9 protein-coding genes are annotated in these 12,795 nt (G+C 33.3%); 5 read left to right on the forward strand and 4 right to left on the reverse strand.

The annotated features are described in order from the left end of the window. Nucleotides 1–144: 144 nt before the first annotated feature. On the reverse strand, nt 145–729 hold the full coding sequence (locus ACOQOS_RS16440) for a Crp/Fnr family transcriptional regulator (RefSeq protein WP_420571562.1): 585 nt from the start codon (nt 727–729) through the stop codon (nt 145–147). 193 nt (nt 730–922) lie between these two features. Here ACOQOS_RS16440 and ACOQOS_RS16445 point away from each other — a divergent pair, with 193 nt between their 5' ends. From ACOQOS_RS16445 to ACOQOS_RS16455, 3 genes are all read left to right on the forward strand, one after another. Then, the gene (locus tag ACOQOS_RS16445; RefSeq protein WP_420571563.1) at nt 923–3,778 is read left to right on the forward strand and encodes a VPS10 domain-containing protein; all 2,856 of its coding nucleotides are present in this window, start codon (nt 923–925) and stop codon (nt 3,776–3,778) included. Between the two features lie 197 nt (nt 3,779–3,975). Then, nucleotides 3,976–4,920, forward strand: coding sequence for a phosphatidylinositol-specific phospholipase C domain-containing protein (locus tag ACOQOS_RS16450; RefSeq protein WP_420571564.1), 945 nt, complete (start codon nt 3,976–3,978; stop codon nt 4,918–4,920). 93 nt (nt 4,921–5,013) lie between these two features. After that, a complete protein-coding gene (locus ACOQOS_RS16455; RefSeq protein WP_420571565.1) occupies nt 5,014–5,703 on the forward strand; it encodes an alpha/beta fold hydrolase in 690 nt (229 codons plus the stop codon). Nucleotides 5,704–5,830: 127 nt separating this feature from the next. On the opposite strand, the gene ACOQOS_RS16460 is transcribed toward ACOQOS_RS16455, so the two are convergent. Both ACOQOS_RS16460 and ACOQOS_RS16465 read right to left on the reverse strand, forming a co-directional pair. Then, on the reverse strand, nt 5,831–6,541 hold the full coding sequence (locus ACOQOS_RS16460) for a LytR/AlgR family response regulator transcription factor (RefSeq protein ID WP_420571566.1): 711 nt from the start codon (nt 6,539–6,541) through the stop codon (nt 5,831–5,833). After that, a complete protein-coding gene (locus ACOQOS_RS16465; protein WP_420571567.1) occupies nt 6,531–7,595 on the reverse strand; it encodes a sensor histidine kinase in 1,065 nt (354 codons plus the stop codon). Before ACOQOS_RS16465 ends, ACOQOS_RS16460 begins: the two co-directional genes overlap by 11 nt. 230 nt (nt 7,596–7,825) lie before the next feature. Here ACOQOS_RS16465 and ACOQOS_RS16470 point away from each other — a divergent pair, with 230 nt between their 5' ends. Both ACOQOS_RS16470 and ACOQOS_RS16475 read left to right on the forward strand, forming a co-directional pair. Further along, nucleotides 7,826–10,177, forward strand: a complete 2,352-nt coding sequence (locus tag ACOQOS_RS16470) for a TonB-dependent receptor domain-containing protein (protein WP_420571568.1) — start codon at nt 7,826–7,828, stop codon at nt 10,175–10,177. A gap of 169 nt (nt 10,178–10,346) precedes the next feature. Further along, nucleotides 10,347–11,273 (forward strand): hypothetical protein, encoded by a 927-nt coding sequence (locus ACOQOS_RS16475; protein ID WP_420571569.1) that lies wholly within the window; start codon nt 10,347–10,349, stop codon nt 11,271–11,273. Nucleotides 11,274–11,288: 15 nt separating this feature from the next. Here ACOQOS_RS16475 and ACOQOS_RS16480 read toward each other — a convergent pair whose 3' ends face one another. Then, the gene (locus ACOQOS_RS16480; RefSeq protein ID WP_420571570.1) at nt 11,289–12,728 is read right to left on the reverse strand and encodes a PLP-dependent aminotransferase family protein; all 1,440 of its coding nucleotides are present in this window, start codon (nt 12,726–12,728) and stop codon (nt 11,289–11,291) included. Nucleotides 12,729–12,795 lie beyond the last annotated feature (67 nt).

The raw sequence follows: 12,795 nt of genomic DNA on the forward strand, positions 1-12,795 counted from the left end.
CACTAATTGGAGAATTTAAAAATATATCAATTTGATGTTCTTGAAAGTATTAATGATCTAAAGTCAACTACTTCGGGGCAAGCCTATGAAGCATTAAACGGAAACAATTAAAATATCACAACAAATAACTTTAGGTAACACTGACTATACTATATTCTTTCTAATTCGACTCATATGTCTGGATGAAATTCCCAAAAAAGAAGCTAAATAATGTAGCGGAACTTCTTTTAATAATTTTGGCTCGTTTGCAAGTAGCTTTTTATAACGCTCTTCAGGAGTTAACGTCAACAAATCAATTCGGTAATCGTCAATTCGATAAATTTGATTCTCTATTAAATTGTAATAAAAACGATGAAAAGCGTCATTATTTTTAAGTAACTTTTGAAAGTTTTTTTGATCAATCACAAACAAATCACAATCACTAATGGCTTTGATGTTTTTGCGTGATGGAATTTGATGTATAAAGCTTTTTAATGCCGCTGTGGCGGAATTTTTCAATGCGAGATACGTTGTTTTTTCTTCGCCTTCTACCAAAATATTATGCTGTAAAATACCGCTTTTAATAAAGCAGAAATGCGGGCAAATTTTTCCTTCTTCCACAAAAAGTGTATTCTTTTTTAAATGTACATGCGTGAATACTTCTAGAATCATAGGAATTTCAGCATATAAAGATGCATCCTGAATAAAAGTTTTTAAGTATAACTCAAAATTAGCGGTAGAAACGTTCATATTAATTTAAAAATATAAAATTATTGAAAACTCACCAGAAAATACAAATCATTATGTTAAGTTATATGTTTTAAAATTAAATCAGTTTGCACATAAATATTTCAAAAACTCTTTAACTATTGTTAAAAAAACACGCTAAATTTTGCCAAGTTTACAACATTGAGTAATTTCCAAGTCTAAACCAAACCCAACCATGAAACCTAAAATATTACTTTCCGTATTCCTTCTTTTTTTAGTACAATTTAGCTTTGCGCAGCACAATCCAACTTCAGCTACACAAGTGCAAGATGCTTTAAAAGAAAAAGCAAAACTCACAGAAAACTCTACTGTAAAAAATATCGAATTTACCAACATCGGACCAACGATTATGAGTGGTCGTGTGGTCGATTTAGATGTAAATCCGAACAATCCTACCGAATTTTACGTTGCATATGCTTCAGGAGGTTTGTGGTATACCAACAATAACGGAACTACGTTTGAACCTGTATTAGACAGTTCGCCGACACAAAATATTGGTGATATTGCTGTCGATTGGAATTCTCAAACAATTTGGGTTGGAACAGGAGAAAATAATTCTTCACGTTCATCGTATGCTGGAATTGGAATCCTAAAAAGTACTGACAAGGGAAAGAGTTGGAACAATATGGGATTACTCGATTCACATCATATCAGTCGAATTTTAATCAATCCAAATAATGGAAATGAAGTTGTAATAGCTGTACTAGGACATTTATATTCGCCAAATGCAGAACGTGGAATTTTCAGAACCACTGATGGCGGACAAACTTGGAACAAAACATTATTCATAAATAACGATACAGGAATTGTAGATTTAGCAGTTTCGCCGAACAACTTCAATATACAATACGCTTCTTCATGGGAACGTGATCGTAAAGCATGGAATTTTATTGGAAATGGAATCAATTCAGCGATTTATAAAAGTACAGATGCAGGACAAACTTGGAAAAAAGTAAGTGAAAAAACTGGTTTCCCTGAAGGAGATGGCGTAGGAAGAATTGGATTGGCTGTTTACGATGATACAACAGTTTATGCATTTCATGATAGTCAATTTAGACGAGAAAAAAAGGAAAAAAAGAAAAGTGATTCCAAAGCATTAACGAAAGATGATTTCAAAACAATGTCTTCGTCTAAATTTTTAAGCTTAACAGACAAAGAGTTAAATACGTATTTAAAAACGAATGGTTTTCAAGAAAAGTACAGAGCTGAAAATGTAAAACAATTGGTGCGTGCAGGAACGATCAAACCGATTGATTTGTCAAAATATCTCGAAAATGCAAATTCACTTTTATTTGATACGCCAGTAATTGGCGCGCAAATTTTTAAAACTACTGATGGTGGAAAATCATGGAAAAAAACTCATGACGATTATCTAGACGATGTAGTGTACTCTTATGGATATTACTTCGGAATGATTCGCGTAAGTCCAAAAAATCAAAACCAAATATACATTGCAGGTGTACCAATCTTACGTTCGAAAGATGGTGGAAAAACTTTTAAATCGATCAACGGACAAAATCAACACGTTGATCATCATTCACTTTGGGTAAATCCAAACAATCCAAATCACTTAATTAACGGAAATGATGGTGGCGTGAATATTTCATATGATAATGGAGACAATTGGATCAAATGTAATACACCAGCAGTCGGGCAATTCTATGCTATTTATGCAGATGAACAAACACCATATAAAGTATATGGAGGATTGCAGGATAATGGTGTTTGGGTTGGTCCAAATAACTACAAAGCTTCTGTAAAATGGCATGAAGAAGGCGAGTATCCATACAAGAGAATTATGGGTGGAGACGGAATGCAAGTACAAGTAGACAAACGAAATACAAACATTGTCTATACAGGATATCAGTTTGGAAACTACTTTAGAATCAATCGTGAAACAGGTTCACAACAATACATTCAACCAAAACATGAGTTAGGAGAATCTCCATACAGGTTCAATTGGCAAACACCGATTCATCTGTCGGTTCACAATCAAGATATCTTATACTTAGGAGGAAATAAGTTGCATAGATCACTCAATAAAGGTGACGATTGGGAAACGATTTCAGATGATTTAACACAAGGTGGAAAAAAAGGAAATGTTGCTTATGGAACGTTGACAAGTATTTCTGAATCGCCTTTCCAATTCGGATTGATCTACGTAGGTAGTGATGACGGATTGATTCATATAACCAAAAACGGTGGCGGTGACTGGCAGAAAATCTCTAATAATCTTCCAAAAGATTTATGGGTTTCACGTGTAATTGCTTCTGCGCACAAAAAAGAACGTGTATATGCAACACTAAACGGATATCGTTGGGACGATTTTGCAAGTTATGTTTACATGTCTGATGATTACGGACAAACGTGGAAAAACATTGCCAACGGAATTCCAGATTCACCAGTAAACGTGATCAAAGAAGATCCTGCAAATGAAAATATATTGTATGCTGGAACAGATAATGGTGCGTATGCTTCGCTAGACATGGGAAAAACTTGGCAACCATTTCACAAAGGCTTACCAAATGTGGCAGTACATGATATTGTAGTGCAAAAACAAGCAAAAGACTTACTTCTTGGAACACACGGACGTTCTATTTATAAAGCAAATATTGCGGTTTTACAAGAGACTGATGCAGCCGTTGCAGCAAAAGATGTACATGTATTCGCGACTAAAAATATACGTTATCGTTCATTTTGGGGATCAACTTGGAGTAAATGGTTAAAACCAAATGTGCCAGAAAAAAACATCTACTTTCATACTAAGAAAAGCGGAAAATTTACTGTAAAAGTAACTGCGGCAAATGATGTCGTTATGAATGAAAATTCAATAGAAGCTGATGCAGGATTTAATACTTGGAATTACGATTTGAGCGTGACTGAAAAAGGGCGCAAGAAATATTTAAAAAAGGAAGAAGATGCAAGCATTCCAAAAAAGAAAAATGGAGCCTATTATTTACCGAAAGGAACGTATACCATTGAAATTTCTGGAAATGGCGGAAAAGCGTCAACAAGCTTAGTGATTGAATAAATTCTAATATAACGTGATTCGACGTAAAAATTATTAATATAAAATATAAGGTGTTAAATATTAGCTGTTTGTAATTTTATTGTAATGGTTTTGAAAGTCAAAATGAGATTCTGAAACATTATATCAAACCTCTTTAGATTTGAATTTATAAGAGATAGACGATTTAAAATAATAATTAACCCTAAAAATAAGTGTGCATGAAAAATTGGATGTCAAATTTATCAAACTCCAAAAAACTAATAAACATTAACATTCCAGGAACACATGACAGTGGAACGCATGGCACTGTAGTTCCGTTTGCTAAAACGCAAAGCTGGTCAGTAGAAAGACAATTAAATAATGGAATACGATTTTTAGATATTAGGCTTTCTAAAAGTGCGAAAATACCAGGAGTATCTGAGTTTTTACTTGCGAATATATTTATTTTAAAACATGGCGTAGCTCCAGTAGGAGGAACTTTTGTGGATGCTGTTTTAGTCCCTGTATATGAATTCTTAAGAAAAAATCCTCAAGAAACAGTATTAATGTCAATTAAGTCAGAAGAATCCACATTCAAAATTACTTCTGACGATATGAAAGAATTTGCAGCGTTATCTTACTTTTATGATCATAAAAAAGACATTAAAAATGTTGAATTAGGCGATGTAAGAGGTAAAATTGTTCTTTTGAATAGAGTTACTGATGATCATGGATATGCTTGGGCTAACTTTAAAAAGCAAGATGTTTATGAATTAGAAATGAAGCATTACGAGCAAATAATTGTGCCAGAAGTGAAAGAACGTACGCAACGAGTTTGTATGCCTTTTACAGACATATGTTATGAGCAAGTAATCATTATTGGAGTGAAAGAACGAACGAAGCGAATGCCTTGTGGATGGGATTATGCTAAGAAGACTGAAAACATTTCTAAATTTCTTAAAGACAATAAAGATAATGTAGAGAATAAGTTAAATATTAACTTTCTAACTGCTTCAAGTTCTGATTTTGTAAATTATTTTGCCTTCACTAATGGTGTAGAGATGAATGCAATAATTCAAAATGAATTTATAGCAAAAAAGAACTGGTATGCAAACGGAATGGTATTTCCGATGGACTTTCCAACACCTGAAGCAATTGAAAAAATTGTTTCATCGAATTTTTAATAAAATATTTATTTTAAAATATAGACGTACACTTCACATTCAAATTGAGCTGAGTCGAAATGTGAGGTGTACGTTTTTTTTCATTTTTAAAACATGAAAAAACAAAAACTCTATTTCCTTTCAGGAACGATGTGTACAAAGCAATTGTGGGAATTTGTTATTGCAGATTTGACACAGTTTGAATGTATTTTTATAGATACAACTTCAGCAACTTCTTTTAACGAAATAGATGCTTTATTAGAGGAAACTCTAGAAGAAAATGCTTATGTCGTTGCTTTTTCCATGGGCGCGTATGTAGCAATGCATTTTGCAATTTCTCATCCAAAACGAATTGAAAAAATGATCATTATTGCCGCTTCTGCGGATGGTTTGAATGCGCAAGAATTACAACTACGAAAAAGCACTATTGACTTTCTAGAGCAACACAATTACAAAGGAATTTCTACAGCAAGAGCACTGCAATTTCTACATCCGCGAAACCATCAAAATAAAGAATTGATCCAAGTCATAAAAGACATGGATGCAACTTTGGGAAAAGAAGTACTAATTCGTCAGCTCAAAGCGACTTCACAACGTGTGAATTTAACTGAAAAATTAAAACACATTCACACGAAAGTTCATGTCATTGCTGCAAAAGAAGATGCTTTGGTTCATATTGAAAAAATAAAGCAAACACAACAACATTTTCCCAAAGCAACGATAAGTATTTTAAAAAACTGCGGACATATGAGTCCGTTGGAAATGCCTGATTTGGTGAGAGCAACGATTGTTCGGTTTTTTTGAATTAGATTCCTTTAGAGCATTTGACGACTCGATAAAAAACAGTACATTTTAAATATGGAAATACAATTAAGATTCTACCTTTTTATCCAATCGCCAACATCTTTACAATAGAAAAATACAAAGTAATTTACTCTTTCAAAATCGCCAATACATATTCCTTATAACTTGCGCCAATAGGAACTTCTACATTGTTCAATTCAATATCATGTGGTGTAAATGCAGTCACTTTTTTACTATTAATCAAATACGATCGATGTATGCGTAAAAATGCATGCTTGGCAAGTTCAGCTTCTAAATCACTAATTTTTTGCTTGGAAACAATACTTTTTGAACTCGTGTGAATCTTTACGTAATCTTTTAGACTTTCTATATAAACAATATCACAAACCGAAACTTTATGATATTTTGTGCCAGATTTTATTTGAATTAAAACTTCCTCTGTCTTTGGTGAAGAAGCACTAGCAACAGACACTTGCGTAGGTTTTATATCTCTATAAAAACGTTCTACAGCTCTAAAAAAACGATCAAACGTGATAGGTTTCAATAAATAATCAGCAACATCTAAATCGTAGCTTTCTAATGCATATTCTCTGTATGCAGTCGTGAAAATTGTTTTTGGTGGATTACGCAACGACTTTAGAAAATCGATTCCTGTCATCGTTGGCATCTTAATATCTAAAAACAACAAGTCAATTTCTTGTGTATTCAATATTTCCAAAGCTTTCATAGCATTGTTACACGTAGCCACAACTTCAAAAGAAGCAATCTTTGAAATGTGATTTTCGAGCAATTTAATTGCCAACGGTTCATCGTCTACTAACAAGCACTTAACTTTCATGATGTTGCGTATTTAAAGTGATGGAAATTTCAAAAGAATCTTCTTTTTGATCAATTGTAATCGTATGCATATTTGGATACAATAATGCCAATTGCTTGTGGATGTTTTCTAAACCTATAGCTTCTCTAGAATCTTCGGAAGCTTGCTTAACAACTGTATTAAAAACAGTAAAGGAAACAATAGCTTCTTGTTGTGAAAGGTTGATAGTAATTTCTGGACTTCCAGCATCTTCGCCTGCGCCGTGTTTAAAAGCATTTTCGACAATAGATAATAAAATCAACGGTGCAATTTTTGTATCTGCTGCTACATTATGTGTAAAGGAAACTTTCAAACGTTCGTCATACCGCAAACGCTCCAGCGAAATATAATTTTCTAGCAGTGTAATTTCTCCCGACAAGGGCACATATTTTTGATCGCAACGATATAAGACATAATCTAAGATTTCAGACAATTTTCCAATAGATTCCGAAGTTTTTGGCGAGTTTATAATAGACAACGAATAAATATTATTCAAAGTATTGAATAAAAAATGGGGATTCAATTGTGCTTTCAACATCTTTAATTCGATAGCAGTTTTCTCCTTTTTCAAGGATTGTTCCTCTATTCGTTCTAAAGAAAGCCTCAGCAATAAAAAGAAAAATGCAATTGAATAAATGGTAAAAAAGTAACCACGAACCAATTTCTTCCAATCGGTTAAGATTTCTAAAATAGGTTCTTGTTCAAATGGTGCGCCTCTAAACATAGGTTCTGCAACATGTACCATAAGCGTTCGTGATAATACACACATTAAATACGCACTTATGATCGCATATAAAAAGAAAAGAAAATATTTTTTTGTGTATAAAAAATTAGGAATTAACCAATACGCTATGAAATAAGAAACAATAATTTGTGGAATAATATGGGAAGCTCGTGCAATGGTAATTACCCATAAAGGATCGTAAGAGGCGTCAGAAAAAATTAAAAATAGATACAATACAGACCAAAAAACAACATGCTTTAAAACACGTCTATTTTTTATATAACCAAAAATATCTTTTACAACTTGTATCATATACTTCAAATCTAATAATATTCATAAAAGTACGCATTACGCTTCTTTAAAAATTATAGATAGATGGAAATGCTAAAAAAACACCCAAACACTATCAAAAAGTAGACGAAACTTATAACAACGCTAATAAGGCATGTTTGACGACTATACGCAGGTGTTCGACTATTTATAAATATAGTGTCTGATTAAAGATCATATTTGTTGCATCAATCAAATTAAACAGATAAAACATGAAAAAAATAGTCATCTTATTCATGCATCTAACATTTTTAATTGCACATGCACAACAAAGTAAAGACTACACAATTACAGGAAAAGTAGTTGACAAAACAACACAGCAGCCACTAGAATATGCAACGGTTACTATTTTAGACGCAACCAATAAAGTTTTAGAAGGTGGAATTACAAATGGAAAAGGAAATTTTTCTTTAGAAGTAGCACAAGGTGTATACACGATTAAAGTGGAATTCATTTCTTTTAAGTCTTATGAATCAAAAAACGTAACAGTAAACAAAGACCTCAATCTCGGAACTATTAGTCTGGAAGAAGATTTAGAAGCGCTGGGTGAAGTTGAAATTGTCGCAGAAAAATCTACGGTAGAATTGAAACTAGATAAAAAAGTATTCAATGTTGGAAAAGATTTACTAACGCAAGGAGGAACCGTGAATGATATTCTGGATAATGTACCTTCCGTAACGGTAGATGCTGGCGGCGGAATTAGCTTGCGTGGAAATGGAAATGTGCGCATTCTGATCAACGGAAAACCTTCTGCCTTGGTGGCGAATAATGGTTTGGATCAAATTCCTGCAGAAACGATTTCAAAAGTTGAGGTCATTACGAATCCTTCGGCGAGATATGAAGCACAAGGAACAGCAGGAATCATTAATATCATTCTAAAAAAGAACAAAAAAGGCGGTTTGAGCGGTTCTGTACAACTAAGCGCAGGTGATCCACGAGACTATAGAGCCAATTTGAATCTTACATACAAAACAGATAAAGTAAACTTTTTTACGAATGTCGGATACAGAAACTCAAATTTCTTTGGCGAAGAAACAACACGTCAGGTAGTAACGAATAACGGAATTACAACAGGATTAACGCAATTTAATGATCAAGACAGAAATGACGATGCACATAATATCTTTTTTGGAGGTGATTATTATATCAATGATAAAAATACACTGACAGCAAGTTTTTATCATACGCTTTTAAATAACACGGATGAAACGCGTTTAAACTATTCGTACTTAGATGCAAACGGAGCAATTGACAGTACGATTTCACGAGTAGAAAATTATAAAGAGCCACAAAATTTCAATCGTTTGGAAATGAATTATGTGAAAACCTTCGATAAAAAAGGACAGAAGCTCGAAATGGACGTACAATATGACTTTTGGAACGATGATGAGCAAGAAAGCATTCGTCAACAAAGAACGATACCAACAACAACCGATTTTACAACCATTCGAAGCGACGATGTAGAAAGTAGCAAAGACTTTTTATTTCAAACAAACTTTGTATCGCCATTAACAGAAACTTCACGACTAGAAACTGGTTTTAGAGCCGAACTACGAAGAATTACAAGTGATTATATGGTACATATTGACGATCAACTCGTACCAGAATTAGACAACGAGTTAGATTATAATGAACGTATTTACGGTGCGTATGCTCAATACGGAGATAAAATAGGGAAATTTAGTTATCTATTAGGATTGCGCGTAGAACATTCAGACATAGGTATTGATGATGAAAAAAGTTTGTTTAATGATGATAAAGACTATACAAACCTATTTCCAACTGTGCATTTATCATATGAAATAGCCGATAGAACCGATGTACAAGTAAGCTACAGCAGACGTATCAACAGACCAGCTTTTTGGCAACTAAATCCTTTTGGCGGATTGACAGATTTTCGAAACCTATTTGGTGGAAATCCAGATTTAAACCCAATGTATACAAATTCGTTTGAAGCAGCTTTTCTAAAACGTTGGGGAAAATTTTCAATCAATCCTTCGGTATATTATCAACACACAACCGACTTTTTCAACTTTGTAACCAATCAAACAGCGGATGGAAACTTCGTCACATTTCCTGTAAACTTAGATACGGAAGATCGTATAGGTTTAGAAGTGTCAGCAACATACAATCCTTTCAAATGGTGGCGAATTTCAAGTGAATTCAATTTCTTTCAATATGATCAAAAAGGAAGTTTTGAAGGACAAAATTTTGATACTAAAGATGATACATGGTTTACACGAATCAATTCGAGAATGCGCTTCAAAAAAGGATTGTCTATGCAAACCAGTTTTAATTACACAGGAAGAAACCAAAATGGACAAACATTGCAAAAGGCACAATACTTTGCCGATTTCGCAATTAGTAAAGACATCTTTAACGATAAAGGAGCTATTACGCTAAATGTTAGAAATATATTCGATTCAAGAATTCAAGATCGAGTAGTAACAGGAGAAAATTTCCGCTTAGCATCTGAAAGAAAATCCATTGGAAGAAGAATTTCAGTAACCTTTGTCTACAGATTCAATCGTAAAAAAGGACAACGCGATCGCCTTCCTGATTAACTAAAACGTCTTATCGAGTGATTTTTCGAAATAAAATGAAGAAAAATTGTATCGAGATGTATTTTGAAACAATCAGTTTTTCATTTGAATTCGTATAATTTGAGTTGTATCTTTATTGAGATGCTTCAGGATTTTTAAAAGATAAATAATCCTCTATAATATTTGAACAATGAGAAATACCAATTTTATATACTTAATGTTTGTTTCTGTAATGTTTTTTAATGCTTGCGACACAAAAAATCAGAAACCAAAAAATAATGATTCTTCAATTTCAAAAGAGTTCTATTTTGGACAGAAACCACCGAATTTAATTCCAGAAATTTTCGCGCCTGGCATTGTTTCAATTAATGGAAGATTTGAAGGAGCTGTCTCGTTTTCTCCAGATTTAAGAGAAATATATTTTGGAGCTTATTATGAAGGCAAAGAAACAGCAATCTATTATTCAAAACTTGAAAAAGGTACATGGACTACTATAAAAAGAGCAAATTTTACTAAAGGGCAAAAAAAGGAAGAAATGCATCCTTTTGTCAGCCAGAATAGTAAAAGGATTTATTTTACAGCTTTGGACTCTGTTTTTGCAGATGAAAAAATTTGGTATGTAAATCGTTTGCAAGATTCTTGGAGCGCCGCAATACAACTTAATTCACCTATAAATGACGATCTAGTGTTTTCTGCCAATCAAGCGAAAAATGGCGATATGTACTATTTCAACTTGTCAAAATTTAAAACATACTATGCGCCTAATGAAAATGGTGAATTCTCTGAAAAAATGGAGATTGGTATTACATTTGGACATCATGCGTTCATTTCTCCATCTCAAGATTATGTATTGGTTGCAGGTGAAAATCAAGAAAACAATCATAGAAAAGACAATGATATATACGTCTATTTTAAAAAGCAAGATGGAACATGGACAAAACCAATACATCTTGGAAACTCCGTAAATTCTGATTTTGATGAAAAGAGTCCTAGGATTAGTCCTGATGGAAAGTATATCTTTTTTGGAAGATCTGAAAGAAAAGGGGAAAAGGGATTAGCAAATATCTATTGGGTAAGTACAGAAGTTATTCATAAGCTAAAACCTACTAATTTATAGAAAATACAGCAAAATTTAACCTTTGTGAATTAGTACTTTCGCTAAATTTCCTAACACTTGCATTGCTTTTTCAATAGGTTCGGTTAATGGTTTTGAAAAACTCAATCGAATATAGTTTTTGTGTGAATCATTCATAGAGAAAATCTGTCCTGGAGCTATGATCAAAAGTTGCTCTTTAGCAGCCTCAAAAAGCGTAATACTATCAAAATCTTTTGGAAAAGCAACCCATAAAATATAACCGCCAGTAGGTGGAACTACATAGGTTTCTTTTGGAAAAAAATCATAAATAAGTTTACAATACGCTAGCATATTGCTGTGCAAAGTATGTCGCAGCTTTTTTAAATGATACGGATATCTTCCTTTAGAGAAAAAATGTAGCAAAGCTTGTTGCGACAAAGTACTCGAACCCAAAGAGTGAATTCTTTTTAAACGAGTAACGGTTTCTGTAAACTTTCCGGGAATTGTATAGCCAATACGATAACCTGGCGCCAAAGTTTTTGAAAAAGAAGAGCAATACATTACCAAACCTTCGGTGTCAAACTGCTTGCAAGTACTCGGACGATGTTTTCCAAAATACAACTCACCATATACGTCATCTTCAATCAGCGGAATCTGATGTTTGCTAATCAAGTTGACCAACTGTTTTTTCTGCGTTGTTGACAAACTCATTCCTGTCGGATTATTAAAATTAGTCGTTAGCAAACAGGCTTTTACGGGAAATTCTTCTAGTGAACGTTTAAAAAAATTCAAATCCAAGCCTTTGGTAGTATGAATAGGAACAGGAATAACTTTAAGTCCTAAATTCTTAATAATTTGATGAATTCCATAATAAGTCAAACTATCAGAAATCACAACATCGCCTTTTTGGGTGACAGCTTGCAAGCATAAAGTTAATGCTTCGGTACAACCAGCTGTAATCACAATATCTTTTGATGTATACGCTTTTCCGAGTTTTACCTGTTGTCCAGCAATTAACTGTCGTAAATTTACATTTCCTGTCGGGTGATCATAATTTAAAATATCAGCGCCCAAAGCTGTCAAAGCTGACTTAATGCTCTTTTGCAAAGTTGCTGTCGGTAACAAGGAAAGATCTGGTCTTGCAGTTGATAAATGTAAAAAATTGTCAGCACTCAATAAATCTACCAAATGCGAAATCATGGCGTCAGTTGTCAATTCCTGTATTTTGGGAACGATCTCAACTTCAGTATCCGTAAAAGTAGGTGTATATTTTTTTGGTTGATACATTACATAATAACCTGATTTTGGTCGTGCTTCTATCAAACCTTTCGCTTCAAGTGAATAATATGCTTGAAAAATGGTAGAAGCGCTAACGTTGTGTTGTTTGCTAAATATTCTCACAGACGGAAGCTTATCACCAAAAGCCAACACACCATTCAAAATCTCTTCTTCAATGTGTGTAGCAATGTCTTCATATAAAAAATTGACTACTTTCATGTGTATCTGATATGGTGCAAAGTTAAAAAACTGAATCTGTTTTCTTATACTGTTCTCTATTAAATTT

The sequence above is a fragment of the Kordia sp. genome, assembly GCF_965224175.1.
Classification (GTDB): Bacteria; Bacteroidota; Bacteroidia; order Flavobacteriales; family Flavobacteriaceae; genus Kordia.

Bases quoted from the DNA above. Each gene is read 5' to 3' on its own strand.
- ACOQOS_RS16440 (WP_420571562.1), bottom strand. From the start codon at position 729: ATGAACGTTTCTACCGCTAATTTTGAGTTATACTTAAAAACTTTTATT.
- ACOQOS_RS16445 (WP_420571563.1), top strand. From the start codon at position 923: ATGAAACCTAAAATATTACTTTCCGTATTCCTTCTTTTTTTAGTACAA.
- ACOQOS_RS16450 (WP_420571564.1), top strand. From the start codon at position 3,976: ATGAAAAATTGGATGTCAAATTTATCAAACTCCAAAAAACTAATAAAC.
- ACOQOS_RS16455 (WP_420571565.1), top strand. From the start codon at position 5,014: ATGAAAAAACAAAAACTCTATTTCCTTTCAGGAACGATGTGTACAAAG.
- ACOQOS_RS16460 (WP_420571566.1), bottom strand. From the start codon at position 6,541: ATGAAAGTTAAGTGCTTGTTAGTAGACGATGAACCGTTGGCAATTAAA.
- ACOQOS_RS16465 (WP_420571567.1), bottom strand. From the start codon at position 7,595: ATGATACAAGTTGTAAAAGATATTTTTGGTTATATAAAAAATAGACGT.
- ACOQOS_RS16470 (WP_420571568.1), top strand. From the start codon at position 7,826: ATGAAAAAAATAGTCATCTTATTCATGCATCTAACATTTTTAATTGCA.
- ACOQOS_RS16475 (WP_420571569.1), top strand. From the start codon at position 10,347: ATGAGAAATACCAATTTTATATACTTAATGTTTGTTTCTGTAATGTTT.
- ACOQOS_RS16480 (WP_420571570.1), bottom strand. From the start codon at position 12,728: ATGAAAGTAGTCAATTTTTTATATGAAGACATTGCTACACACATTGAA.